19 protein-coding genes are annotated in these 25725 nt (G+C 55.5%); 7 read left to right on the top strand and 12 right to left on the bottom strand.

All coding sequences use genetic code 11. The features are described from left to right. The 3 genes from LAT75_RS09080 to LAT75_RS09070 all read right to left on the bottom strand — a co-directional run. Positions 1-578, bottom strand: a 578-nt coding sequence (locus LAT75_RS09080; RefSeq protein ID WP_291482337.1) for a DNA alkylation repair protein, incomplete at its 3' end; no start/stop codon positions are given. A gap of 255 nt (positions 579-833) precedes the next feature. Beyond that, positions 834-2096, bottom strand: a complete 1263-nt coding sequence (locus LAT75_RS09075) for an acyl-CoA dehydrogenase (protein WP_291482336.1) — start codon at positions 2094-2096, stop codon at positions 834-836. 197 nt (positions 2097-2293) lie between these two features. After that, complete coding sequence (locus LAT75_RS09070; protein WP_291482335.1) at positions 2294-3466, bottom strand: acyl-CoA dehydrogenase family protein; 1173 nt, start codon at positions 3464-3466, stop codon at positions 2294-2296. 188 nt (positions 3467-3654) lie between these two features. Between LAT75_RS09070 and LAT75_RS09065 the strand changes: the two genes are divergently transcribed. After that, on the top strand, positions 3655-4104 hold the full coding sequence (locus LAT75_RS09065; RefSeq protein ID WP_291482334.1) for a DUF3096 domain-containing protein: 450 nt from the start codon (positions 3655-3657) through the stop codon (positions 4102-4104). Positions 4105-4204: 100 nt separating this feature from the next. Here LAT75_RS09065 and LAT75_RS09060 read toward each other — a convergent pair whose 3' ends face one another. The 6 genes from LAT75_RS09060 to lon form a co-directional block, all read right to left on the bottom strand. Further along, complete coding sequence (locus LAT75_RS09060) at positions 4205-5980, bottom strand: Na/Pi cotransporter family protein (RefSeq protein WP_291482333.1); 1776 nt, start codon at positions 5978-5980, stop codon at positions 4205-4207. A 207-nt stretch (positions 5981-6187) separates the two neighbouring features. Beyond that, the gene (locus LAT75_RS09055; RefSeq protein ID WP_291482332.1) at positions 6188-7018 is read right to left on the bottom strand and encodes a sulfite exporter TauE/SafE family protein; all 831 of its coding nucleotides are present in this window, start codon (positions 7016-7018) and stop codon (positions 6188-6190) included. Between the two features lie 135 nt (positions 7019-7153). Next, complete coding sequence (locus LAT75_RS09050) at positions 7154-8548, bottom strand: T9SS type A sorting domain-containing protein (RefSeq protein WP_291482331.1); 1395 nt, start codon at positions 8546-8548, stop codon at positions 7154-7156. A 577-nt stretch (positions 8549-9125) separates the two neighbouring features. Then, positions 9126-9455, bottom strand: a complete 330-nt coding sequence (gene gldC, locus LAT75_RS09045) for a gliding motility protein GldC (protein ID WP_291482330.1) — start codon at positions 9453-9455, stop codon at positions 9126-9128. An 88-nt stretch (positions 9456-9543) separates the two neighbouring features. After that, positions 9544-10545 carry an RluA family pseudouridine synthase gene (locus tag LAT75_RS09040; protein WP_291482329.1) on the bottom strand — a complete coding sequence of 334 codons (1002 nt, stop codon included), beginning with the start codon at positions 10543-10545 and terminating at the stop codon, positions 9544-9546. Between the two features lie 66 nt (positions 10546-10611). Further along, a complete protein-coding gene (gene lon / locus LAT75_RS09035; RefSeq protein ID WP_291482328.1) occupies positions 10612-13044 on the bottom strand; it encodes an endopeptidase La in 2433 nt (810 codons plus the stop codon). 267 nt (positions 13045-13311) lie between these two features. On the opposite strand from lon, the gene recN reads away from it, so the two are divergent. The 4 genes from recN (at position 13312) to LAT75_RS09015 (ending at position 18130) form a co-directional block, all read left to right on the top strand. After that, the gene (recN, locus tag LAT75_RS09030; RefSeq protein ID WP_291482327.1) at positions 13312-15021 is read left to right on the top strand and encodes a DNA repair protein RecN; all 1710 of its coding nucleotides are present in this window, start codon (positions 13312-13314) and stop codon (positions 15019-15021) included. A 46-nt stretch (positions 15022-15067) separates the two neighbouring features. After that, a complete protein-coding gene (locus tag LAT75_RS09025; RefSeq protein ID WP_291482326.1) occupies positions 15068-16207 on the top strand; it encodes a glycoside hydrolase family 3 N-terminal domain-containing protein in 1140 nt (379 codons plus the stop codon). 58 nt (positions 16208-16265) lie between these two features. Next, positions 16266-17432: a radical SAM family heme chaperone HemW gene (hemW, locus tag LAT75_RS09020; protein ID WP_291482325.1), complete on the top strand. Its 1167-nt coding sequence runs from the start codon at positions 16266-16268 to the stop codon at positions 17430-17432. A gap of 110 nt (positions 17433-17542) precedes the next feature. Next, complete coding sequence (locus LAT75_RS09015; protein ID WP_291482324.1) at positions 17543-18130, top strand: hypothetical protein; 588 nt, start codon at positions 17543-17545, stop codon at positions 18128-18130. On the opposite strand, the gene LAT75_RS09010 is transcribed toward LAT75_RS09015, so the two are convergent. The 3 genes from LAT75_RS09010 to LAT75_RS09000 form a co-directional block, all read right to left on the bottom strand. Continuing rightward, on the bottom strand, positions 18074-18652 hold the full coding sequence (locus LAT75_RS09010) for a DinB family protein (RefSeq protein ID WP_291482323.1): 579 nt from the start codon (positions 18650-18652) through the stop codon (positions 18074-18076). The genes LAT75_RS09015 and LAT75_RS09010 overlap by 57 nt on opposite strands. Positions 18653-18811: 159 nt before the next feature. Then, positions 18812-20389, bottom strand: a complete 1578-nt coding sequence (locus LAT75_RS09005; RefSeq protein ID WP_291482322.1) for a hypothetical protein — start codon at positions 20387-20389, stop codon at positions 18812-18814. A 90-nt stretch (positions 20390-20479) separates the two neighbouring features. Then, a complete protein-coding gene (locus LAT75_RS09000) occupies positions 20480-21046 on the bottom strand; it encodes a CDP-alcohol phosphatidyltransferase family protein (RefSeq protein ID WP_291482321.1) in 567 nt (188 codons plus the stop codon). A 133-nt stretch (positions 21047-21179) separates the two neighbouring features. On the opposite strand from LAT75_RS09000, the gene LAT75_RS08995 reads away from it, so the two are divergent. After that, positions 21180-22721: a T9SS type A sorting domain-containing protein gene (locus LAT75_RS08995; RefSeq protein WP_291482320.1), complete on the top strand. Its 1542-nt coding sequence runs from the start codon at positions 21180-21182 to the stop codon at positions 22719-22721. Positions 22722-22848: 127 nt separating this feature from the next. Next, positions 22849-25401 carry a T9SS type A sorting domain-containing protein gene (locus tag LAT75_RS08990; RefSeq protein ID WP_291482319.1) on the top strand — a complete coding sequence of 851 codons (2553 nt, stop codon included), beginning with the start codon at positions 22849-22851 and terminating at the stop codon, positions 25399-25401. Positions 25402-25725: the final 324 nt, after the last annotated feature.

The raw sequence follows: 25725 nt of genomic DNA, 5'->3' as shown, positions 1-25725 counted from the left end.
GCCTTTTGAACGAGCACGTCCTCATCATGCAGGGAGGCATCGCACTGCATGAGCGCGGGGTACAGGCGGCCGGCTTTTTTTGCCGGTTTGATGAGGGCCACAAGCCCTGCGCGGCGCACCATGGGGTTGGGCGAAGCTGACCAGCTCAGGCAGTTACCCGTGTGGGTCGGATGAATGAGGAAAAACTCGCCCAAAACCGACGCGCAGAAGTCATCACAATCCGGCCAGCCGGAAATGTGTTCTTTCAGCCAGCGCTCAAACACGGGCAGATGTGCGGCCGTCCAGTGTTTTTTCTGCGCTTTGAGCCAATGAAAGCAGCTGATACGGTATTCGTAAAGGCCCTCTGTAAGCAGCAGATCGCAAAGTTCAGTTTGCTGAGCAGCCGTTAGCCGGTTGAAATTTGGTTGATGTTGTTTTGCAATAGCACGGATTTCAGGGGCCGGAATGCCAAGAGCATCAGACATGTCAAGTCTGAATTTATCGGCCATGGCTTTTTTGTAGGAAGGGTCAGCTTTTTGCTCAAGTTCAAGCATGAAGCCCTTCACCCATTGATAGTCAGGCGTGTCGAACAAAGACATAGTTTCATATTTGTAATGATCTGAAGACGGGTGTTTGGCCAGGTTTGTTTGAACATACCCGCTTCAGAAATGACAGAAATAATTGATAGTGATATACCCGCTCGGGAGGCATTAAAAAAACAGTCGAATCAAACAGAATGCGGGCTCAGGGCAGGATGCCTTCCCCCGATAACCTAATGATACAGAAAAGGCCGGACTGATAACAGTCCGGCCTTTAAGAAAAGCGGTTTTTTGTGAAACAGAGTACTGTTTGACCTAAACCTCGGTGGCTTCGAGGGTTTGGGCCACCGGTTCCGGTTTTGCCGCCGGCAGGTCGTTGCCGCGCGGGGTGAAGGCCTGAATGCCGGTAATATCGCGGCCCAGAATCAGCCCGTGAATGTCGTAGGTGCCTTCGTAGGTGTTCACCGACTCGAGGTTCACAACGTGATGAATTACGCGGTATTCCCCGGTGATGCCGTTGCCGCCCAGCATGTCGCGGGCCACGCGGGCGATATCGAGGGCGCGGCCGCAGTTGTTGCGCTTGGCCAGCGAGGTCATCGAAGGGTGATCCTGCCCCTGGTCTTTCAGGTTGCCGAGGCGCCATGAAAGCAGCTGCATCTGGGTGATGTCGGTGAGCATGTTGGCCAGCTTGGTTTGAATCAGCTGATTCGCGGCCAGCGGGTAGCCGAACTGCTTGCGCTCCATCACATACTGACGCGCCCGGTGATAACAGTTTTCAGCGGCGCCCAGCGAGCCCCACACGATGCCGTAGCGCGCGCTGTTGAGGCAGGTAAACGGACCTTTCAGACCGCGGACGGTCGGGAAAACGTTGGCATCGGGCACGAACACATCATCAAAAATAAGCTCGCCGGTGAAGGAAGCGCGCAGCGACATCTTGTTGTGGGTAGTAGGTGCCGAGTAGCCGTCGCTGTCGCGCTCCACGATGAAGCCCATAATTTTGCCGTCGTCGGAGCCGGCATTTTTGGCCTTGGCCCACACGATAGCGATATCGGCGATCGGGGAGTTCGTGATCCACATCTTGGCGCCGTTGAGTACCCAGCCGCCGTTGGTTTTGGTGGCCGTAGTAACCATGGAGCCGGGGTCGGAGCCGTGATCGGGCTCCGTAAGGCCGAAGCAGCCGATGAGCTCAGCGGTGGCCAGTTTGGGCAGGTACTTGCGCTTCTGCTCTTCAGTACCAAACACGTTGATGGGGTGCATCACCAGCGATGACTGCACCGAAAGGAAGGAGCGGTAGGCAGAATCGACCCGTTCAATCTCGCGGGCGATGAGGCCGTAGGCGGTGTAGCTCGCGCCGATGCCGCCGTACTCTTCGGGTACAACGACCCCGAGCAGGTTCAGCTCGCCCATTTCTTTGGGGATGTTCATGTCGAAAATCTCATCCTGATTGGCCTCGCAGGCGCGGGGTTCGAGCCGGCTTTGGGCGTAGTCGCGCGCGGTTTCCATGATCATGCGGTCGTCTTCACCCAGCATGGATTCGAACAGGCAGGCGTCGTCGGTATTAAAGCTGTTTTTTGCCATAAAAGTAGAAATTCGGTGTAGTGCGTTTTCCCCCAAAGCTTTGAAAACAGGGAGAATATGGGGGCTCAGAAAATCTGAGGTTAAACTTCAAATTACTAAAAATCCTGCCGAAACGCAGTAAGAAGTAAAAAAACAAAGGCTGATAATTGAGGTTATCAGCCTTTGCTAAGGTTTAAAGCGTTTCAGGCAGTAAGGGTTTATTTCATGAACTGCCGTGCAAGCACCATGCGCTGTACCTCGCTCGTGCCCTCACCGATTTCGAGCAGCTTGGCATCGCGCAGGAAGCGCTCAACGTGGTACTCCTTGGTGTAGCCGTAACCGCCGTGTATCTGAATGGCGTCGAGGCAGGCTTTGGTGCACATTTCTGAAGCGAACAGCTTGGCCATAGAGGCTTCCTTGGTGTAGGGCCGGCTGTTATCTTTCAGCCAGGCTGCCCGCTGAACGAGCAGGCGAGCGGCATCGATACTGACGCCCATATCCACGATTTTCCACTGAATGGCCTGATTCTGACCAATCGGCCTGCCAAACTGAGAGCGCTCCTGCGCGTAGTTCTTCGACTCTTCGAAAGCACCGCGGGCCACACCAACGGCAATGGAGCCGATGCCGATGCGGCCGCCGTCCAGAATCTTCATGGTATCAATGAAGCCCTGCCCCAGCCCGCCCAGCTGATTCTCAGCCGGTACCACCACATCTTCCATATAAATTTCGCAAGTGTCGGAGGAGTTCATGCCCAGCTTCTTAAGTTTGGGGCCGTAGCTGAAGCCCTTCATGCCTTTTTCGAGGATGAAGGCCGTAACGCCTTTTGCGCCTTTGTCGCGGTCGGTTACAGCCAGCACCACGTAGATGCTGCCTACAGAACCTTGTGTGATAAAGATTTTGGCGCCGTTCAGAATCCAGTTGTCGCCGTCGCGTACGGCGGTTGTTTTCATATTGGAGGCATCGCTTCCGGAACCGGGCTCGGTGAGGGCCCAGGCACCGAGGGCTTTTCCGCTTGTGAGCTGCGTGAGGTACTTCATTTTCTGTGCCTCATTGCCGGCCAGGGCGATGTGCGCCGAGCAAAGGGAGGTGTGCGATGCAACTGTGAGCGCAAGGGAGGCATCCCAGCGGGCAATTTCTTCAAGCACGATGGCGAAGCTCATGGTGTCGAAACCTGCGCCGCCGTACTTTTCTTCATGATAGATACCGAGCATACTCATCTCGGCCAGTTCACTCACAATGTCATGCGGAAATTCGCAGTTCTCATCCCGCTCCATCACAGTTGGTGCAACACGTTTCTCTACGAAATCGCGAATGCTTTCACGAATCATGTTGTGATCTTCTGAAAGCTCAAAGCCTAAGCCTGCGGGCGGGGTAAGGGTGTCTATACTCATGGAAATAAAGTTAAGGATGTTTGGAAGCGATTTTCCGCTAAATATAAGCAGATTCGGACTGCTTCACGAAGCAGCTTACAAGGATTTATAACTTTGATGTCACGAACTTCGTTTGGCAGGATTTATGCTCTGATTTTCGCATATTTCAGAAACAGAACTTTTGGTATCCAATTTAACCGCAGCTTTTTATGCAACAGTTTAACATGCAGTTCGGGGAAGCGCAGCCCGGCAGAAAATTTACAAACGGCCTTGTGGCGCTTGCTACCGGGGTGTTCAGCATGATCTTTCCGGAAATGCTGCACATTATTATCGCGGCATGGCTTATCTCAAACGGCATCATGCAGTTTTTCTACCGGTCAGGCGCTTTCATGGGCGTTGTGTCGCTTATAGCCGGCCTGTTTATTTTTCAGTTCGAAAATTTCATCCCCTACGCTTTCGCCTTCTTTCTCATCATTATGGCTTTTGGCGCCATCCTTTCGGGCGGACTTTCCTTTTTCGGAGTCGTGACCTTCATCTTTGCTTTGCTTATCATGGGTACCCCTGCTCTTGTGAATGTGATGATAGCCGCCTTCCTCATTTTTTACGGAACAAGCGCTTTGTTTGCCTGGTGGCAGCTTCGTAAACTGCGACAGTTGTAAGGTGCTTTGTTAATTTTGAACTAAAAAAGCCGTACTTCGGAGATGATCTGAAGTACGGCTTTTTACTATTTGCAGGGGGATGCGCGCCTTGCCCTGATCTTTACTGATTCCTGGATTTGGCTTCCTTGCGTACCGGCGGAAGGGTTCCTTCAATTTTTGAAACCAGAAACTTTTTGCCGGCAGCTGCTTCACTGACGTTCATGATGTGATCGCCGATTTTTTCAAGGCGGTTCAGCAAGTCGAGGTAAACGATACCGGAACGCACCCGGTAAACACCGTCTTCGAGCCGAGCGTAGTGGCGTTCCCGCAGCCGGTCCCGGATTTCATCAATTTTGCGCTCCATGTCGATGGCGGCCTGCAGGTCAACCTCGGCAGTACGCGAAAGGATGTTGTCTTTCATGATGATGATGGCATCGTGTACAGCGGAAAGCATTTCCCGAAGTTCTTCGAGGGCTTCATCAGGTACCTTTTCCTGTTCATCATCAAGCGTACGCTCGTAGGTCTTAGACATCTGGAAGTAGAGGTCGCCAATCCGCTCAAGGTCATTTATCATGCTCTGCATGTTGCGGATTTTGCGGATAGAATCTGATGAAACATTGGTGTTTTCAGAAATCTGAACCAGATATTCAGCAATCTCGACTTCCAGCTGATCGGTTATTTCTTCACGTTTTTCAAGCTTTTTAAGGAACTTACGCTGCTTCTCAGGTTTTTTGTACACCAGCCCGAGGAAGCCGTAGTGCATTTTTTCGACCATTTTCGCAAACAGACTGATTTCCTTGCGTGCCTGCTCGATGGAAAGCTCGGCTGATGACATCAGCCCGATGTTGATATATTTCAGCTCAAAGCGGTCGTCGGCGCTTCCTTTATCAGGCTGAATGCGCTCCACAAAACGCACCATGTGCGGCACAAAGGCGAACAGGAAAATCACGTTCAGCACATTGAAGGTGGTATGGAACAGCGAAAGCGCGAGCGTAGCGTTCGGGCGTGCGGCGGGGTCGTCAGAGAAAACAGACAAAGAACCCGGGCTGAACTGCTGCATGATCCAGTCAATGCCGTTGAGGAAGGGGTAAATAACAATAAGCATCCATATTACCCCTGCAAAATTGAAGAAAAAATGGAAGCGGGCGGCCCGTTTTGCGTGCACGTTGCCGATCAGTGCGGCAATGTTGGCCGTAACAGTGGTACCGATATTTTCACCCAGAATCATGGCTGCTGCAATCGGGAAGGAAATCCAGCCCTGAAACAACATTACAAGGGTAATGGCAGTTGCGGCTGAAGAAGACTGCGTGAGCAGGGTAAGTATGGTACCCACGCCGACAAAAAGCAATAAGGAAAGATAGCCGTAATCGGTGAAGCTGTCGAGAAAAGCAAAGATTTCCGGGTTTTGATCGATATCAGGTACGGCGTCTTTAATGAAGTCGAGGCCGATAAACAGGATACCAAAGCCGATCATGGCTTCTGCTATGTTGCGCAGTTTCAGGTTGCTCACAAACAGAAACGGGAAGAATAAACCGATCATCATAACGGCAATCGGCGTTATCTGAAACTTGAAGCCGAATATCGCGACCATCCAGGCGGTTACCGTTGTGCCGATATTCGCCCCCATAATTACACCCGTTGATTCCACAAAGGTGAGCAGCCCGGCATTCACAAAGCTGACGACCATTACGGTAGTTGTTGTGGACGACTGCGTAATGGTTGTGGTACCGAAACCGGTGAGCACGCCCGTAAATCGGTTTCGGGTCATGCCTTTAAGGATGGATCTGAGCTTGCTTCCGGCAACTTTCTGCAGGCCGTCGCTGAAAATTTTCATCCCAAAAATAAAGATGCCAAGGGCACCAACCAGTTGCAGAAAGTCAAAAAAAGTATAGGTCATAGTGGGTTGGCTGTGTGTGGCAATTTAATCATCGGTGAAAACAGATTTTTTGCCGTTAGCACGATACCTGAGTCTGGAAGTTAGGAATTCAGAAAGGTAATTATGAAGTGACCAAAAATATCAAAAAAAGTTGAAGGAAAGGCACATAATCGAAGGGCGGTTGTTTGCATATCAGGATTTAACACTGCGGTAACATTGGCAGATTGTTCATGCAAAAACCCGCCAAAGCAGTTGTGCTGCAACAAAAAGCGCAAGCAGGCCAAATGTAAGCTCCATGTATCTTTTTGGGATGCGGCTCGTGGCGTAAACTCCGTAATTTGCACCGATTAGGGCGCCGGCTATCAGAGGAAGAGCTGTGCCGAAATCTACAAAACCCAGAGTAAATGGGGTGATGCCTGCCTCAGCCGGACTCTGAATCGCAAACTGACCCCAGCCAAAAAAGGAAATAAATACAATCGCTGCCGAAGAAATGCTGATAGCTTTCAGGTAAGGAAGTTTCAGAACCATGGTCATGATGGGCACCATCACTACGCCGCCGCCTACTCCGGCAAGCGTTGCAACCGTACCGCCTGCCGTGCCGGTAAGCAGGGCCTGCCTTGGGCCAAGTTTTCCGTCCGTCATCAGCCCGGAGTTGTGGTCACTTCCGGCAACAGCTTTCTCTTTAGCTTTGAAGATGAATTTCCAGGCAGCAAAAAGCAGCAGGCCGCTGAATACGACCGAGAACTCCGTTTGGCTGTACCACTCGCTGCGAACAACAGAAACGCCCAGCAAGGTGCCGGCGAGGCTGCAGGAGCCTACCCAAAGGCTGTCCCGCCGGAAGAAATTGTTCATGCGGATGTGCTTGCGCACGCTGCTCAGAGAGGCGGCAAAGGTACACAGCAGGGAGGTACCGATAATCCAGGGCAGCGGATCTTCAAAAGATTCAGCGAAAATAAAAATGAGCACAGGGGTAAAAATGAGCCCGCCGCCTACACCAAGCATGCCGGCAAGGATGCCTCCAAAGAGGCCGATCAGAAGTAGAAGGATTAGTAGCAGCAAAATCAGACTGTGTTGTTCCTATAGATGGGAATTGAAAATAACAAGACTAAATCAAACGTAAAGGAAAGGTTTAAATAAAAAAAGCCCGAAGCTGTAGAGCTCCGGGCTTTTCGGATATTGCTGAGAGGCTGAACCTTACTTCACGAGCATCATTTTGTTGGTCTGTGTGAAGGCACCTGCTGTCATGCGGTACAGGTAGATACCGCTTGAAAGGTTTGCAGCATCGAAAGTAACAATGTGTGAACCGGCAGAGAAGCTTCCGTTAGCAAGGGTAGCTACGCGCTGACCCTGCATGTTGAATACTTCAAGGCTAACATCAGAAGCCTGTGGCAGGGTGAAGCTGATGTTGGTAGTTGGGTTGAACGGGTTCGGGTAGTTCTGAGAAAGCTCAAAGCCCTGAACGGTTTCGCCGGTACCAATGCTGGTTGGCGGAACGAGGGTGAAGGTTACGCTCCATACTTCATCCGCGAAGCGGGCTTCGTCGCCGGCAGAAGCAACTACGCTCCAGTCGATGGTAACGGTTTGGCCGGGCTCAACACCAAGGCTCTGAAGGATGTCGTAGATAGCACCATCGGTAAGTACGAGCTCGGTTGCAGCGCCGGTTGGTACGTTGAGGAGGGGATCTTCGAGGCTGTTACCGGAAAGGTGAGCAACCCAGGCGTAATCGGTAGCATTTTCAGAAGCTTCCCACTCAATAGCGATGGCTGTTTCGCCTTCGAAAGTGAGGTCAACTTCAACGCCGTTTGGCGGAGAAAGCAGGCTGAATGCGCCAAGCTCAACAGAAGCTTCACCGGGGATACCTTCGATGGTCATTACCAGACCAGATGGGTCCCAGTTTACGCCAAGTGCAGAAAGAGGAGTCCAGGTGAAAAAGTTGCCCCCAAAGTTATTGTCGGGATCAATCAGAACCGGCTCTCCGAAATTCTGCTCAGCCTGTGCCCAGTTCCAGCGGTCTGCACCTGTGAGAGCCGCAAGGTCCTGAACCGGAGCTACAGAAAGCCAGTACCGCTCGGCAGGAAGGAACCAGTTTTCTTCTGAAACGTCAACGATAAAAGTGTACAGGTTTGCTTCCTGAACCACTTCAAGTCTTGGATCGTCAAGGTCGAGTTCGATCGAGTAGAGTGCATCACCCTCGTATGGCTGACCAGCAGGTGAACCGCCGCCATTGGCAAAAATGTAAAACTGTACCCCCAGAAGAATACCATCGAGGTAGGTGGCATTGTTTTGGAAACCAAGTACAGAAATAGAGGTGAGCGTAGCAGGTGTGCTGAGTTCGAAATCGTCAGCGCTGAAGGTAGCGGTACCAAGACCTTCAAAAGTTCCGGATACGATACCGCCTGTATCGGCGCGGTTTTGCTGGAACAAAATTTCTGCGTTCATCAGGCCGGGAGCACGCTCAGCAGGCTGAACACCGGGGAATTGATTTTGAGCTTCAAGCGGGAAAACCTGAGCATTGGCAGTGCCGGTGGCACCAAGCAGCAAAAGACCTGCGGCAAGCAGACCTTTGCCAAAATTGTAGAATTGTTTCATGACAGATAGGTATTGAGTTAGTTGAAATAGTCCTTGCCCATAATGAGCAATCGAATATAATTCACTGATCCTTTAAATTACAAACAATGATTTGGTAACTTTTTAATTCTATAAAACTTTGATAATTATAAACTTGTGTATTTGTTTTTTCTGACGGGGCAAAATTTAAAAGAGTAAATTCAGAATTATTAAAAATCTCATAGTGATATAGGTTTTTCAAAATTCGAAAATCAGCAGGAATTAAAGAAATTAAGGAGCTTTGAGGGCTACCTTCGCCTTATTTTTGTGAATTTACCTTAAATACTTAATTAAATTAAGCAGTACACGTTCGGGCTGCAGGGTGTTTGCTGATTCTTGTTTGCGTGCGGCTGTTTGCGTTTTCGTATCGATTAAAACGTAGCTAAGATAATTCACCGCTGTTTCCGGGTAGTTGGGGCTCAAAAAAAGCCGTCACTCAAATAGTGTTGTAAGGCAGCAGCAGTATTACTGAAGCTCAGGGCTGCGCTTCAGGCAACTTATGCTTAATCAGTTTCTTGTTTTAATGTCTGAGTTCTGAATTGAGTACCGTGCGCACCTCTCATTTTTTGATCTCCATCTTTTCGGCGAAATACTCGCAAAAGTCGCGCATATCGCCGCTCATGCGGTCGTCTTTGGTAGAACTTTCGAAGGTGTCGGCCATTGTTACCAGCGTTTCATAGAAGAAGAGCTTCATCTCATCTACGGTCATTTCTTTGGTCCAGAGGTCGAGTTTGAGCGTCTGTTTGTGGTCGTTGTCCCACAGGGAGAGCAGCATGGCCCGGCAGTCGGCCGGCTTGTCGAGGCCGGCATCCCCGGCATTCCAGGTTATTTTTTCGGGTACGTTTTTGTCGTCGAGCTCAATGGAGATGTCGATGTTCTTTTTTTTCATGTGCTTGCGAAGTCTTTTTTGGAGGGTGTCAATTACAGGAACCGGGTTTCGTGCAGGGGGCACATCACCCGAAAAGAAAATAAAAAGCTTAGCTGCAGTACGTGCGCAGCTGTTCGAGGGCGTGTTCGAAATCTGCCGGCAGGGGCGATTCAAAATGAACAGGCTCGCCGGTTGAGGGGTGCAGAAAGCCCAGGGTTTTGGCATGCAGGCACTGCCGGCCCAGCTCTTTGAAGAGCTTCAGAAACAGATCCTTCCGGAAGCCGGTATTGGAGCCGTAGCGCACCGCCGCGCCCCCGTACACTGCGTCGGCAAGCAGGGGGAAGCCGGCATCAGCGAGGTGCACGCGGATTTGATGCGTGCGCCCGGTTTCGAGCCGGGCTTCGATGAGGCTGAGATGATCGAAACGCTCCAGTACTTTGAAGTGCGTAATCGCCTGTTTGCCGCGCCCGTCGGTGAGTACGGCCATGAGCTTGCGGTCGCGCGGGTGCCGGCCCATGAGCGAATCGAAGGTGCCCTCATCGGGCGGCTGACCCCAAACGATGGCCTGATAGCTGCGTTCGATGGTGTGTTTGGCGAACTGTTTGGCCAGCAGCTGATGCGCCGTATCGTGTTTGGCCACCACAAGCAGGCCGCTCGTGCCCTTGTCGATGCGGTGCACTATCCCGGGCCGCACCGCCGGATCGTTTGCCCCCGAAAGCTGCCCCGTATGGTGCAGCAGCGCGTTCACCAGGGTGCCGGTCCAGTTGCCGAAGGCCGGATGCACAACCATATGAGACGGTTTGTTGATGATGAGGAAGTCGTCGTCCTCAAAAATGATATCAATCGGGATGGGCTCCGGAGCCAGCTCGGGCACCTTGTGCTTCAGAATTTCCGCCTCGATGAGGTCGTCGGGCTGCACCAGATAGGAAGCCTTGGTTGGCTTGCCGTTTACCAGCACCCGACCTTCCGAAATGGCCTGCTGAACTTTGCTGCGGGTCGCATTTTGCACCATATCGGCCAGGTAGCGGTCGATACGCACGGGCGTTGTCTGCCCCGGCGCTACTTCAAACCGAAGGTGCCGGGTTTCTTTTTCGTAGCCGTTTTCGCTCATGATGCTTTTTTTAGGGTGAAGGATGTGCTCACAGGCCGGCAAAACCAGCCTGCTTTCAACACAGCCTCAGGACTTGACGGTTTCAGGCAGCGGATCGCGAAAACTGTGCGGTATGGCCTCTGTTACAGTGCTCACACTCACAATCTCGAGTCCTTCTTTTACCTTAGCGGGGATTTCCGCCAGGTCAGGCTCGTTGTCTTTGGGGATGAGCACCTTGCTGAGCTTATTGCGCTGTGCCGCCAGCAGCTTCTCGTTGAGGCCGCCGATGGCCAGCACGTCGCCGCGCAGGGTTATTTCGCCGGTCATGCCCACATCGTGCCGCACCCGTTTGCCCGTGAGCAGCGAGAGCATCGCCAGCACCATCGCCATACCCGCACTCGGGCCGTCTTTGGGGATGGCGCCTTCGGGAATGTGGATGTGGAGTTCGTGCTTGTCAAAGAAATCGGCCGCAATGCCGTATTTCGAGGCATGCGAGCGGATGTAGGTGAGGGCGGCCTGCGCCGATTCCTTCATTACATCACCCAGCTGACCCGTAAGCCGGAAGTTGGCCTTGCCTTCCATCACGGCTACGTCGATCTGCAGGATGGCACCGCCGGTGCTGGTCCAGGCCAGGCCGTTTACGGTGCCGGCGCGGTCGGTGCGGTCGGGCGCACGGTCGCGGTATTTGGGCACGCCCAGCAGTTCGCTTACCAGGCTTTCATTTACTTTAAAGACGGGGTCGTCTTCGCCTTTGGCCCGTGCGACTACGTATTTGCGAGCAATTTTGCGGCAAACGGCGGCGATCTGCTGCTCCAGCGTACGCACCCCGGCTTCTGAGGTGTAGTTGCGGATAATGTGCAGGATGCCGTCTTTGCGGAACTTAATTTGTGATGCCTTCAGCCCGTGCGATTTCAGCATTTTGGGGATGAGGTGCCGCTTTGCAATTTCCAGCTTTTCGTGCTCGAGGTAGCCCGGCAGGTTGATGATCTCCATGCGGTCGAGCAGCGCCGGCTGAATGGACGAAGCTACGTTGGCCGTAGCGATGAACATCACCTTCGAGAGGTCATAATCCACATCGAGGTAGTGGTCGTTGAAGGTGTTGTTCTGCTCGGGGTCGAGCACCTCAAGAATGGCCGACGACGGATCGCCGCGGAAGTCATGGCCGACTTTATCGATTTCATCCAGAATCATCACGGGGTTGATGGTGCCGGCCTTGCGCATGCCCTGAATGATGCGGCCGGGCATGGAGCCAATGTAGGTGCGGCGGTGTCCGCGGATCTCCGCCTCATCGCTCACCCCGCCCAGGCTTATGCGCACGGTTTTCCGGTTCAGCGCCCGCGCGATGGATTTCGCCATCGAGGTTTTGCCCACGCCCGGAGGGCCCACAAAGCATAAAATCTGCCCCTTCAGGTTTTCCACCAGGTTGAGCACGGCGATGTGCTCCAGAATGCGGTCCTTGGGTTTTTCCAGACCAAAGTGCTCCTTATCCAGCACCTGCTGCACCCCGTTTATATCGAGGTTGTCTTTGGAAGTAACGCTCCAGGGCAGGGTCGTCATCCAGTCGAGATAGTTGCGGCCCACGCCGTACTCAGGCGACATCTGCGGGGTCTTTTTCAGGCGCTCGAGTTCTTCCATCGCCTTGGCGAGCGGCTCTTCCGGCATTTTGGCCGCATCAATCTGCTCTTTGATTTTCATGAGCTCAGGATCGGCAAATTCGCCTTCATCCAGCTCATCCTGAAGCGCGCGGATCTGCTCCTGAATAAAAAAGCGGCGCTGTGTTTCCTGAATTTCCTCCTGCACCTTCTCATTGATTTCGGTGCTCACCACCAGCACCTGCAGCTCGCGGGTCACTTTTGCAAGCAGCAGCTTGTAGAGCTGTTCGAGGGTTTCAAGTTCAAGAAATTTCTGACGCTCCTCTATCGACATATCGAGGTGTGAAGCCATCAGGTACAGATTTTGTTCGAGGTGCTCATCACCCTCATCAAAACTTGTGAGTACTTCTTCGGGTACATCCTGATTCATGATCACAAAACGCTCGAATTTCTCACGGGTTTTGCGCACCAGCGATACAAGGCGCTCGGTTTTACGGAAGCGGCTTGAGCGCAGTTTGAAGTCCGTTGTTGCGGTCAGATAGCCGTTGGTATCCGATATGCTGAGCACTTTGGCTGGAAGGATGCCGTTTACCAGCACTTTTACAAGAGAGTTAGGCAGCCGCAGCACCTGTGTGATCGAGGCAATACAGCCATCTTCGTAGAGGTCAGCGGCAGTTGGGTTGTCGTTTTGGGCATCTTTCTGCCCCAGCAACAACACAAACTTGCCGTTGTCTATGCCGGCATCAATGGCTTTCAGGGAAGAATCCCGGCCCACCAAAATCGGAAACATGGTGCCGGGGTAAACAATGGTATCGCGCAGCGGCAGTACGGGAAGCTCATTGGGGATGGGTTTGCTGCTGATTTCGTGCTCAGTAAGCTCAAATGATGATTTTCCGATTTTTTTCTCGTCGATAGAGGGTAAATCCATAAAACAGGCTAAAAAATAAAGTTTTGTGCTGGTTTTGCGGCTCATAATCCGCCGCGGTGCAGGTCTGAACTGAACCGCGTAAGATAACAGTTTGTAAACTCATTATTAAGCCCAATAAGACCCGAACGGCTGCTGAATAAAAGCATTTGATTGCGTACCTTTAAACCCGTATTAAGCAGCATTTCCGGCAAAAACTGCCCCCGATTGCTTCGTTTGCCGGCAATCCCGCTTCCCAATTTTCCAAAAACCGAAAGCCTGTCTTCTGTTGTGATTACATCATTATATATAAAGGACTTCGCCCTGATTGATGAACTCGAGACAACCTTCGAACCCGGCCTGAACATCATAACCGGGGAAACGGGGGCGGGAAAATCCATCATCATCGGGGCGCTTAATATTCTGCTCGGCGAGCGGGCACAGCTCGAAAGCATCCGTCAGGGTGCGAACAAAGCGATCGCCGAGGTGATTCTGAAAACAGGCAAAGACGACAAACTCGCGGCCCTGCTGCAGGAGCACGGTGTTGAGCCTGCCCCGGAAACCATCATCCGGCGGGAAGTGCGGCCTTCCGGCAGCCGGGCGTTCATCAACGACACCCCCGTACAGCTGAGCGTGCTCAAGCAGGTAGGCGGCCTTTTGGTTGACCTGCACGGGCAGCACGACCATCAGCTGCTGCTGCGCGAGGAGCATCACCGGGAAGTGATCGACGGCCGACCGAGCGTGCAGCCGGCACTCGCGGCCTACATCCAAAGCTTTGAACAGCTCAGCGGGCTGCGCCGGCAGAAAGCCGCCCTGCAAAAACGGGAGCGCGAACTGCGCGAAAAGCAGGAGCTCTACCGCTTTCAGCTGCGTGAGCTTCGGGCAGCCGACCTTAAAGCCGACGAAACCGAGCAGCTTGAGCGCGACATCCGCCTGCTCGACAGCAGCGAGGAGCTCAACGAAACCGCTGCCAAAATACTCGTAGCCGGCCGCGACGGCGAATACAATGCGCTCGATCTTCTCGGGCTGATGGAACAGGCCCTCAGCCACATGGCGCAGATTGAGCCGGAGTTTGAAAACTACGTGCAGGAGCTGGAAACTGCCCGCATCAGCGTGGAGGAGCTGCTGCGCTTCACCGAGCAGTACCAAACCAACATCGAGTTTAACCCCATACAGCTCGAAACCCTGCGGCAGCGGCAGGCGGAGCTCCGCCGGATCGAGAAAAAGTACGGGAAGGGCCCCGAGGAGCTGCTGGCCTACATGCAGGAAGTGGAGCAGACCCTGAGCCTGGCCGATAATTACGAAGCCGAGCTGGAAAAGCTGGATGCACAGATTCAGAAAGCCGCCGGCCTGCTCAAAGCGCAGGCGGTTGCGCTGCACGAAGCCCGGCTGCAGGAAGGCGAACGCCTCTCCCGCGATATTGAAAAAGAGCTGATGCGGCTGGGCTTCCGGCATGCGCGCTTTGCAGTTGTCGTGCGCTGGCGCGAGCAGGCCGACGGCTGGATCGAAATCGACGGCCGCCGTATCGCCTGTACCGACGATGGCGCCGACGACCTCAGTTTCTACATTTCCACCAACAAAGGCGAGGAACCCAAGCCGCTGTCGCGCACCGCTTCAGGCGGGGAGATGAGCCGCATCATGCTGGCTCTGAAATCCATCCTGGCCCGCGAGCAGCGCCTGCCCGTGATGATTTTCGACGAAATTGATACCGGCATCAGCGGGCCCATTGCGCAGCAGGTCGGGCGCACCATGCGCGAGCTGGCCTCAACCGTGCAGATTCTGAGCATCACCCACCTGCCGCAGATTGCCTGTATGGCGCACACGCACTTTGTGGTGCGCAAGACCGAAACTAACGAGCGTACCGTTACCCGCATCGACCGGCTCAGCCCGGAAGATCACGTCCGGGAAGTGGCCCGCCTCATGAGCGGCGCCGACCTCACCGAAGCTGTGCTCAGCAGCGCCCGCGAACTGGTGGCCTCGGCAACCGAACTGCCAAACTGAGCCTGAATTTTTTCCTGTTTCCGAATTTATCATCCTGAGAGCCCCCATGTCCGCACGCTTCGCCGCTACCGCTTTTGTTTTTTTTCTTTTTATGATGACGGGTCCCGTGGCCTGGGCGCAGGATTCCGGGGCTGAAAACCGCTCCGAAGAATCCGGGCCCGGCCTTGAAGCCATGATCGGGCAGATGATGATGGTCGGTTTCCGGGGCTTCGAAGCCGATGAAGCGCACTGGGTTGTGCAGGACATCCGCGACCGGAACCTGGGCGGCATCATCCTGTTCGATTACGATGTGCCTAACCGGCGTGCCGAGCGCAATGTGCGCTCCCCGCAGCAGCTTGCGCGACTTGTGCGGCAGCTGCAGCGCCACGCCGAAACCCCGCTGCTGGTGGCCATCGATCAGGAAGGCGGCCGCGTGAACCGCCTCAAGCCGCGCTTCGGCTTCCCCGAAACGCCCTCGCACGAGCATCTGGGCCGCATCAACCGCGCGGATTCAACCCTGCACTATGCCCGGCAGACCGGCCGCATGCTTGCCGAGGCCGGCATCAGCATCAACTTTTCACCCGTTGTGGATGTGAACGTGAATCCGCAGAACCCGGTAATCGGTCAGCTCGGCCGCAGCTTCTCGGGGGATGCCGGCCGCGTAACGCATCACGCCCGCCTCACCCTTGAAGGCTTCCGGGAGGAGGGCGTCTGGGGCACGGTGAAGCACTTCCCCGGGCACGGCAGCGCCTGGAACGACTCGCACTACGGCATGGCGGATGTCACCGAAACCTGGACCGAAGCCGAGCTGGAGCCCTACCGCGACCTCTTCGCCGACGGCAGTGCGCGGCTGGTGATGAGCGCGCACATCTTCAATGCCGACTGGCATCCCGAACACCCGGCGACCCTGGTACCGGAAATCATGACCGGCCTGCTGCGCGACGAGCTCGGCTTCACAGGGCTGCTGTTTTCCGACGACATGCAGATGGGCGCTATCACCGATTTTTACGGGCTGGAGCAGGCGCTCGAGCTGGCCGTACTTGCGGGCATAGACGTGCTGGTATTTGCCAACAACTCGGTGTACGACCCGGAAATCACCCGAAAAGCCATCGCCATCCTCAGCGCTGCCGTGGAAGAAGGCCGCATCCCCCGGGCACGCATCGAGCAGGCTTACGGACGGATCATGGCGTTCAAGGCCAGGATGTAGGGCGGGGCACGAAACCCATCCCCCGGCAAAAACTCAAAAAAAACAAAGATTCGGCAGCATGTCGGGCATTTATATCCACATTCCGTTTTGCAGGCAGGCCTGCACCTACTGCGATTTTTACTTCGAAACCTCCCTGAAGCACAGGGCCGGTTTTGTGCCGCAGCTGCTGCGGGAAATCGCGCACACGCAGGCGCAATTTCCCGAAACCACCGCAGAGCCGGTAAAGACCCTCTACTTCGGCGGCGGCACGCCCTCGCGGCTCACGACTCCGGAAATTGCCGAAATCATCGCGCGCATCCGTCAGGGCTGGACGCTCGAACCCGGGGCCGAAATCACCCTTGAGATGAACCCCGACGATGTGCACCCCGGGCGGCTTGCGGAACTGCGGCAGGCGGGCATCACCCGGGTGAGCATGGGCGTGCAGACCTTCGATGAAGCCCGGCTCCGGTTCATGAACCGGGCGCACACACGCGGCGAAGCCCTGCGCGCACTCGAAGCCCTCGCCGGTGCCGGCCTGCCAAGCTGGACCGCCGACCTCATTTACGGCAATCCCGGTCAGACCCTGGATGAACTCCGGGCCGATCTCGAAACCCTGCTTCAGTTTCAGCCGCCGCATGTGTCGGCCTACAGCCTCACCGTGGAAGAAAACACCAAACTCTACCGCATGGTGAAGAAGCAGCTGGTGCAGCCACCTGACGACGAAGAGGTCGCCGAACAGATGCAGCTGGTTACCGATACCCTCGGCGCTGCCGGCATTGCGCGCTACGAGGTGAGCAACTACGCCCGGCCGGGGCATGAATCGCGGCACAACGGCGCCTACTGGCGGCATGAAAACTATCTCGGCTTCGGACCCGGCGCGCACGGCTTCTGGTGGCAGCCCGGGGGGCAGGGGGCGGAGCGCACCCAAAATGCGCCCCGCCTGAGAACCTACATGGATGCCGACCCCGGCATTGCGTTTCACCGCATCCAAACCGACAGCTACGATCTCGCGGCCCTCGGCGAAGAGCGCCTGCTGCTCGGGCTTCGCACCCGCAGCGGGGTCAGCCGCGAAGAGCTGCTCAGCCGCTACGGCTGCGGGCTGACCGAAGCACAGCTCAGCACCGCCGCAAAATTCACCGCACAGGACCTTTTGGATGATGTTGCCCAAACCGGCCTGCTGCGCCTCACCCAAAAAGGGCTGCTGTTCGCCAACAGGATCGGCCTTGAGCTGGTGAGCGTGAAATGAAATGAAATGCCGGAAAGGGTCACGTACGTCGTTTTACCTGATGAATCAGTCCAGCTTATCGTTTGGCTTTCATGGGTTTACAGCTTAAGTTGTGGTTAAATAAAAAAAGGATGACAGACTCCCCTAAGAAATCGAAAACGACCTACAAGGTCGGTAAAACCAAGCAGATCATTGCAGTGGGTGGGGAATGGGACGCGTTTGCGGAAGAAAATGAAGGCCGGAAAGCGCTGTCAAGATCGGTAATTGGCCGGCCCATCTGGGATTTCATTACCGGCGCTCCGACCCGCATGTGGCTGGAAACGCTGTTTCAGCTGGCTGAGCTGCGCAACGAGCCGGTTGAGCGGATTTACCGCTGCGATTCGCCACAGCTCAAGCGGGTGATGTCGATGCGCATCTCCCCCGAAGAAGACAGGGTGCTCCGGGTCGATAACGAGCTGCTCTCGGTCGAGCCGCTGGAAAAGAAGGTCGTAATACGGCATCATTCGCACCAAACCGGCACCGATATCCGCATGCGGTGCAGCATTTGCGGGAAAATTAAGGAAAAGGAAAACGAGGTATGGACCGAGCCTGCTGATCTCGTAGATCAGATACCGGAGGGCATTGTGGTGGCCTACACCGTGTGCGCAGCCTGCAAACAGGCTTTACCCCGCGCCGGTGCCCGGAAACCCTGGCAGCACCGTGAGCCGCCTGATTTGTGAAAGGTGCCGCTGCTGATGCCCCGGCATAGCCTGAAACCAGGTCGCCGCGTTGAACCGCAGCAGCGGGCTGAAGGCCGAACGGGCGTAAATCCGGTTCAGGTCGAGGCGGTTTGTCCGGCTGAATGCAAGCAGCTGCAGATACTGCTGCTGAAGGGCTTCGAAGGTGTGCAGCAGTTCGGTTTTGCTGAATGAGGAGCGGGCCGGTTTATACACCGCAGGCGCCGGTATCGGCTTGCCTGAGGGACCCGAGCCTTTCAGAAACCAGGCCCCGATAAAGCCGGTTTCGAAGGGCGGCTCGCCGCTTAGGCCTTTCTTTAATCCTTTTTGAAGGGCCGCTTCAATGATGGGCAGCATTTTCGAAGCGCTCAGGTTAAGGTGCTCAATACATTCGCCGGCTGACCACTTACCGGGGGAGGGCTTCCAGTTGAAGGCTTCTTCATCCATGTTTTCGGTGAGCTCGCTTACATTCTGAAGGCAGGCCCGGCAGCCTGACTCCCACTCCTCATAACTTCGCAGTTTCATAGATGTCGGGTGAATGAAAAGTATCGTGCTTGCAACAGCAGGCAAAATAGGTTTATAATTCCTTAGAAAACAAACGTTTTGAGATAAAAAAAGCCCGAAGTACTGAAATCAGTGCTTCGGGCTTTTCGATTTTTTAAAAGGGGGATGGCTTTCCTGCCTTTACGGCCACTGCGGATTGATGTAGTCCGCACTTTCAATCACAAACTGCCAGTTACCGCGGAATTTGCCCAAACGCGCAATAAAACCGATTTCTGTGCCGCTGCCGGCATCCGCTGCGAAACGCTCGCGCACGTTAAAAGCCGGTGCCCAGAGGTCGTAAAGCTCGCCGTTTACCTGCACCTGAAAGCGGTTGTTAATTTCGGCTTCAACCCAAAAAAGCTGATCGAAAAAAGCAGCGGTGCGGATGTTTTGCCCAAGATATTCATCCGGCATGAGCACATCCGACGGATACGGCATGGTGTACTGAACGGGAATCACGAAGCTGTCTTCATCATCATTAAAGCCGGGATTTTCAAGGGGGATGAAATCCAGCCCTGAACCCGCCTCTGCAACCTGAAAGCGCATGCTGATAGGCAGGTGATCGGAGTAGCCGCCGCCGTCTTCAAAGAAATGCCAGCGCCGGGGGGCGCCGCTGTTGGCGTACACATTCTTGCCGGGCCAGCGGCCGACCGCAAAACTGTTGTCGGTGTACTGCACGCCCTCGAAATTGTACATGCCCATCCCGATCATAATCTGCATGAGGGTGCCCCAGTTGCCGCGGAAAACATCTGAGCCGCGCTCGTACAGCGGCAGCTCGTACCAGAGGTTGTACACGCCGTCGGTTTCGCCCCGCTTCACCCCGCGCTCATCGCCAACCGAGCGCAGTACATCGTTTACGGCCGTAACTTCCATGTACGGGTAGCGGTGACTCTGATGGTACTGACTGTTGAAGTCGCCTCCGAGAATGAAGTCCAGCTGCGGGTTTTCGGCCAGCAGCTCGTCGAGCCGGTCGCGCAGCACCTGCGCGTTACGGATGCGGATGAGCTCCATTTCGGCATCTGAAGCCCGTGAGCGCCAGTGGTTCACAAACAGCGCGAGCTCGTGCCCGTGCACGTCAACCCAGGCTTCGAGAGTCGGGCGGGCACTTTCGCCGGGCAGGGCGCGGGTGCGCTCGTGCAGGATGGGAAAGCGCGAGAACAGCACATTTTTTACGGCATGCGTCGGGCGGCCGTTTGCGTCGCGCTCGTAGGCAACGGCCACGTCGTAGCCGGTAAGCCCGTGATCGTGCATCCCCTTGAGCAGCAGCATTTCTGCCGGCAGGTCAGCAATCTCATCGTCGAGGTGCGTGGTGAGCATTTGCTCAATGGTGAGGTGCGCGTAACGGGCAAGCACCTCCTGCGGGTCGTGCAGGGCGAATTCCGGCAGAGGGGTGAAATCACTTTCGATTTCCACAAACATGATGATATCCGGACCTGCGCCCTCATTGTAGCGGGCCATCAGCCGGCTCGTTTTCTGAATTTTGGTAAGCAGATGTTCGGGCCGGTACAGGGGGTTGCCGTCCTCATCAAACGGCTGATAATCGCTGTAAACGGCGACTCCGTCGATATCAAATATGTTTTCCACATTATGGACGACCAGCTTGTACTCCTGAGCAAAAGTGTAAGGCAGGGCAAGAAAAAAGGAAACCAGCATTAAGGCCGGCATCATCCTGAAAAAAAGAAAATCGAATCCGGATTTCCCGGAAGGGGCTGAATGCATGAGCTGAATTTTTGAGAGAATATTGATGAACAGTGCAAGATACCGAAAAAGCTGCTCAGTCGGAGGGGGGGCAAAGCTGGCTGAGAGCAGCTAAAAACGCGGCCGGAAGAAACTTCTGATATCGGGGTGCACTTCGCCGTGCACAAAATAAATGAAGATGACCTCGGTAAACGCCAGCATATAAATGAGGATAACGCCGCGGAAAACCAGGGTGGTATCCATGAAGAAGGAAGTGATCATGGCAAAGAAAATGGCCGCGCCGCCCAGTTTGCTCAGCCAGGTGTGCAGGAAAAGCACCCGCCGGAATTTGAGCAGCGAAAGCACAATACTCGAAAAAAACAGCCCGAGCAGCAGCTGCAGGTAAACCAGGTTGGGCGAGATATAGTCCGGAAACAGCACGTAGAAAAACCAGGCCGAGGAAAGGTAGAATACAAAATCGGCCGCGGAGTCGAGATGCGCACCGAAGGTGGTAGCCTGATTGAGCCAGCGGGCGGCCTTGCCGTCCAGAAAGTCGGTGAGGCCCAAAGCAATGTATAGCCCCAAAAAGGCATTTAGCTGACCGGTGCCCAGCAGCCAGAACAGAAAGGGAACCCCCAGCAGGCGGCTCAGCGAGAGGGCATTAGGCAGGTTGATATAAGGTACAGGTGTTGGATTCATGCGGGATATTAGCTGCTGAGCCGGAATTCTGCAAGCTTCCGGCAAAGGTTTGTAAGCGCTTTTTTTGAAAACAAGCCAAAATTAGCGATACTGCTGTAATCTGATAGTTTTTCCATGTTTAACTGAATTCAAAATGAGCCTGCTTCTTCGTAATTCCGTGCTTTTTACGCTGTTGTTTTTGTTTTTCGGGACGTTCGCTGCCGGAAGCCTGCAGGCGCAGTCGGCCGGTCATGCGGATATCACCGTGTACAGCTACTTCATTGGTGATCCGCTCACTGAAATTCATATCGCGGCCATCGGCAGATCGCAAACGCAGCTGGTTTTTGAATACCGCCCGGCGGGCTCAAGCCGCTGGCGGCAGCATGCCTTCACCCGGATCTCCGACATCCCCGGCTCGAACCGCATCCTCCGGGAAGTACACCTGCAGCAGCTCTCGCCCGACAGCCTGTACGAAATCCGCTTTTCGTCGGCTGAGAACAGCCCCGTTTTCCGGTTCCGGACCCTCCCGGAAAGGCTCGAAGGCCCGCTCAGCATCGTGAGCGGCGGCGACCTCTTCCATAACGGCGAGCTCATGACCCCGACCACTGCTGCCGCAGCCCGCACCAACCCGCTGCTTGCTGCCATTGGCGGCGACTGGGCCTACGCCGACGGCAACCCCGCCCGTATCGGGCGCTGGCTGGAGCTGTTCCGTATCTGGATGGAGCACATGGTAACCGACGACGGCCGCATGGTACCCTTCGTGCCCGGCATCGGCAATCATGAGGTCGTGGGCGGCTACGGTACCGACCCGGAGCTTGCCCCGCTTTACTTCACCTTTTTCGACCTGCCCGATAAGCGTTCCTGGTTCACCCTCGATGCCGGCGACTACCTCAGCCTCATCATGCTTGATACCAACCACACCGCCCGCATCGACGGGCAGCAGCGGCAGTGGCTGCGCGAAACGCTCGAAGCCCGGCGCGATGTCGCCCACGTATTCCCGGTCTATCATGTGCCGGCCTGGCCGTCGTTTCGCTCCCTCAACGGCACACACACGCAGCAGGTTCGCGAGCACTGGGTACCGCTGTTTGAGCAAAACGGCATTCAGCTGGCCTTCGAAAACCATGATCATACCTTCAAGCGTACCAAGCCCATCCGGAATAATCAGGTCGATCCCGGCGGGGTTGTTTATGTGGGGGATGGGTCCTGGGGCGTTTCGACCCGCCGTGCTGACGACCTCGCACAGCGCTGGTGGCTGGAAAAAGTGACCGACGACCATCACTTCTGGCACCTGCTGCTGCTGCCCGACACACGGCTGGTAACCGCACGTAACGAACGGGGTCAGCAGCTCGATTACTTCGAGCAGCGGGTGCCGCAGAGCAGTGAAACTGAGCCCGTTTTGGGCCGGACAGAGCTTCCCGCCGGATTTTTCCTGTATCAGAACTATCCCAATCCCTTCAATGCCGGCACCGTTATCAGCTTTGTGGTGCCGGATTCGCACGACGGTCAGCCCGTGAGGCTGGATGTATTCAGCACCGGAGGGCAGCGTCTGGCTACGCTCGTGAACGGGCCGGTAACGGCGGGAATCCATCAGCTGGCCTTTGATCCGGGCCGTTTAGGACTCAGCTCCGGGACCTACATCTACCGGCTGCAGGCTGCCGGACAAACCCGCTCTCGCCGCATGCTGTATGTGAAATAGCTGCCGCACCGGGGAAGACATCAGCGCAGGCTTGCGACAGATTTTATTTGTGAGGGAGTTTCTTTATCTTGAGAATTGTAAGCGCTTACAAAATTGTGAGCTGATTTCACCCTTCAAAAAGACTGTGATGAAGAACCTGATTTTCGCTGCCATAGCGGCCTTTGCTCTAAGCCTTTTGGGATGGATGAATGCTGACGCCCGTCAGACCGATCAAAGCCTTCAGTCCAACCCGCCCATTTACATTGCCTTTCACTGGCACATGCATCAGCCGATTTACTGGCCCTACGAAAGCGTGGTGCAGACCGAAGCCCGCGGGGCCTACAGTTTTTCGCTCAAGGAAGTGCACACCTCCCGCACCGGACCCTACACCAACTGGCCGGCCAACGCCGTGCAGAAAGGCATCAGTGCCGGCATGCCGCATTTCGGCGCGCAGGTGAGCTTCTCCGGCTCGCTGATCGAAAACCTCGAAGCGGCCCGCGCGGCAGGCTGGGGCTTTCAGAACTGGCGGAGTCCGTGGCTTGGCGTCATCAGCCAGCAGACCTCCGAGGGGAATCCGCGGATTGATATGACCGGCTTCGGCTACCATCATCCGCTGATGGCGCTTACGGACTATGACGACATCCGGCGGCAGATTCAGTGGCACCGCGAAATTATGGCCGAATATTTCCCCGGCGAATACAGCCGGGGCATTTTTCCGCCCGAGACCGCTTTTTCAACCCGCATGATTCCGGCCCTCGTTAACGAAGGCTTCGAGTGGGTGATCGTGGATAACCTGCATTTCGAGCGGGCCTCGGAAGGGGCGCCGCTGGGCGACGGCTCCGGGGTGAAGCGCCCGAACCGCGCCGACGTGCGCAATCCCAACCCCGGCGACTGGAAGCAGCTGAACGGGCTTTGGGCGCCCGCGCCGGTTTCCATGCAGTGGGCGCATCAGCCGCGCTACGTTTCCTTCACCGACCCCGAAACCGGGCAGGAAAGCCGCATCGTGGCTGTTCCCGCCTCCCGCTATCTGGGCGAAGAAGACGGCCGCGGCGGTTTCGGCGCCCTGCAGTATGAGCACGTGATGAGTCAGTTCGAGCTCTACAATACCGATCCGCAGCGGCCCATCCTGCTGGTGCTGCATCACGACGGCGACAATCACGGCGGGGGCAGCTCGGCCTACTACAACAACAACTTTCAGAACATGGTGAACTGGCTGCAGCAGCATCCCGGCCGTTTTAAGGTCACGACCATTCAGGACTACCTCGACCGCTATCCGCCCGATCCGAACGATGTGATTCACGTGCAGGACGGCAGCTGGCTCGGGGCCGATGCCGGCGATCCGGAATTCAAAAAATGGCTGGGCGATCCGGGTTCCTATCCCGGCGCAAGCGGCCCCTACAGCCCTGACCGCAACAGCTGGGGCGTGATGACCGCCGCCCAAAACTTCGTGCGCACCGCCGAGCAGGTGAATCCCTCACACCCCGATACCCGCCGTGCCTGGGAGTTCTACCTGAACGGGCAGGCCTCCGACTACTGGTACTGGGACGGCACCGAAATGTGGGATTCGCACCCCTCCCGCGCTGCCAATCAGGCCGTCGAGAAAGCGATGCCGGTCGCGCAGTCAGGCGCTGACCTCACGCCGCCCTCCATTTTCCTGCCGCAGCGCACGCCCTACAACCCCGGCGGCATCGAGTGGGACAGTCAGGGCGTGATGCCCTCCGATTTCGATATCTGGACCTACGTGTTTGACATGAACGGCCTCGATTATGTGTACCTCCGCTACCGCGTTTCGGAGCAGCCCGCCGTAACGGCTGCCAATCTTACCTATGCTGGCGGCGAATGGCAGACCCTTGAAATGAGCGGTACCTTCATCCCGTCAATCACCAATCCGGTGCCGGCCTTCAAAGCGGAAGAATTCCGCGCAACCATCACCGGGCTTGAAGAGGTGATGGTCGATTACTATGTGGAAGCCGCCGATGTGCACGGCAACCTGAGCCGCTCCCTGATTCAGCATGTGTGGGTGGGGCAGACGCAGGGCGGCGGCGGCCCCGGTCCGGACCCTGACGGACCCATCGTAGTGGAACCGGCTCAGCCTTCGGTTGATGATGTCATAACCCTCACCATCACCAATGCGCCCACAACAGGCCGCCTGCACTGGGGCGTAAACACCTGGCAGCAGCCGAACGAAGCCTACTGGCCTGCCGGCACCTTCCTTTTTGGCGGCAGCGGTCCCGCCGTGCAAACCCCGCTCACACAGCTTGAGGACGGCTCCCTGCAGCTTCAGTTCGGGCCCTTCAACAACCCGGCGCAGGAAGTGCAGAACATTTCCTTTGTGATCAGCTACGACGACAGCAGCTGGGACAACAACAACGGGCAGGATTACTTCATCAATCTTGCCGTGCCGACTGCCGCGGAGCCTTCGGGGGAAAGTCCGCTGCAGTTTGCCCTGCATCAGAACTACCCCAACCCCTTCAACCCGGTAACCGTGATCAGCTATCAGCTGCCCGAAGCCGCGGAGGTGAGCCTCGAGGTCTTTAACCTGCAGGGGCAGCGCGTGGCCACGCTCGTGCGCGGAGAACTCCGGAACGCCGGCACCCATCAGCACCGCTTCGACGGCAGCCGCCTCTCAAGCGGCATCTACCTCTACCGCCTCAGCGCCGGCAGCTTCACGGAAACGCGGAAAATGGTGTTGGTGCGGTAGGTGGGATTTCCTGACGGACGCGGAAACCTTGCCCGGGCTGCTAATTTATGATTGTGTGACTGCCTTTTCCTTAGGCTCTAAGGCCTCTCTTAACACCTTGCTTTTCTAACCACCATTCGCGTATAAATTTACCCCGTTTTTTGGTGGATGATGTAATGCTCCACGCTGTTAAGTCCGTAAATGGCCATAAGACTGATGGAGTATTTGGTTGATTTTTTCTTCTAAAACCGGCAAACGTTCTGCTAACATCAGGGGATGAATGTGTGCTATTAAAACTTCCTGCATCATGCCTTTACTGGCGATGTGTTGTAATTGCTCCCTGAT

This window comes from Cyclonatronum sp., assembly GCF_022565315.1.
In the GTDB taxonomy this organism is placed as follows: Bacteria; Bacteroidota; Rhodothermia; order Balneolales; family Cyclonatronaceae; genus Cyclonatronum.
The sequence above is the reverse complement of the archived record's forward strand: the minus strand, read 5'-3'. Positions and strand labels throughout refer to the sequence as shown.

Excerpts from the sequence above, each read along its gene's own strand:
- LAT75_RS09075 (WP_291482336.1), bottom strand. The coding sequence starts at position 2,096 with ATGGCAAAAAACAGCTTTAATACCGACGACGCCTGCCTGTTCGAATCC.
- LAT75_RS09070 (WP_291482335.1), bottom strand. The coding sequence starts at position 3,466 with ATGAGTATAGACACCCTTACCCCGCCCGCAGGCTTAGGCTTTGAGCTT.
- LAT75_RS09065 (WP_291482334.1), top strand. The coding sequence starts at position 3,655 with ATGCAACAGTTTAACATGCAGTTCGGGGAAGCGCAGCCCGGCAGAAAA.
- LAT75_RS09060 (WP_291482333.1), bottom strand. The coding sequence starts at position 5,980 with ATGACCTATACTTTTTTTGACTTTCTGCAACTGGTTGGTGCCCTTGGC.
- LAT75_RS09050 (WP_291482331.1), bottom strand. The coding sequence starts at position 8,548 with ATGAAACAATTCTACAATTTTGGCAAAGGTCTGCTTGCCGCAGGTCTT.
- gldC (WP_291482330.1), bottom strand. The coding sequence starts at position 9,455 with ATGAAAAAAAAGAACATCGACATCTCCATTGAGCTCGACGACAAAAAC.
- LAT75_RS09040 (WP_291482329.1), bottom strand. The coding sequence starts at position 10,545 with ATGAGCGAAAACGGCTACGAAAAAGAAACCCGGCACCTTCGGTTTGAA.
- lon (WP_291482328.1), bottom strand. The coding sequence starts at position 13,044 with ATGGATTTACCCTCTATCGACGAGAAAAAAATCGGAAAATCATCATTT.
- LAT75_RS09025 (WP_291482326.1), top strand. The coding sequence starts at position 15,068 with ATGTCCGCACGCTTCGCCGCTACCGCTTTTGTTTTTTTTCTTTTTATG.
- hemW (WP_291482325.1), top strand. The coding sequence starts at position 16,266 with ATGTCGGGCATTTATATCCACATTCCGTTTTGCAGGCAGGCCTGCACC.
- LAT75_RS09015 (WP_291482324.1), top strand. The coding sequence starts at position 17,543 with ATGACAGACTCCCCTAAGAAATCGAAAACGACCTACAAGGTCGGTAAA.
- LAT75_RS09010 (WP_291482323.1), bottom strand. The coding sequence starts at position 18,652 with ATGAAACTGCGAAGTTATGAGGAGTGGGAGTCAGGCTGCCGGGCCTGC.
- LAT75_RS09005 (WP_291482322.1), bottom strand. The coding sequence starts at position 20,389 with ATGCATTCAGCCCCTTCCGGGAAATCCGGATTCGATTTTCTTTTTTTC.
- LAT75_RS09000 (WP_291482321.1), bottom strand. The coding sequence starts at position 21,046 with ATGAATCCAACACCTGTACCTTATATCAACCTGCCTAATGCCCTCTCG.
- LAT75_RS08995 (WP_291482320.1), top strand. The coding sequence starts at position 21,180 with ATGAGCCTGCTTCTTCGTAATTCCGTGCTTTTTACGCTGTTGTTTTTG.
- LAT75_RS08990 (WP_291482319.1), top strand. The coding sequence starts at position 22,849 with ATGAAGAACCTGATTTTCGCTGCCATAGCGGCCTTTGCTCTAAGCCTT.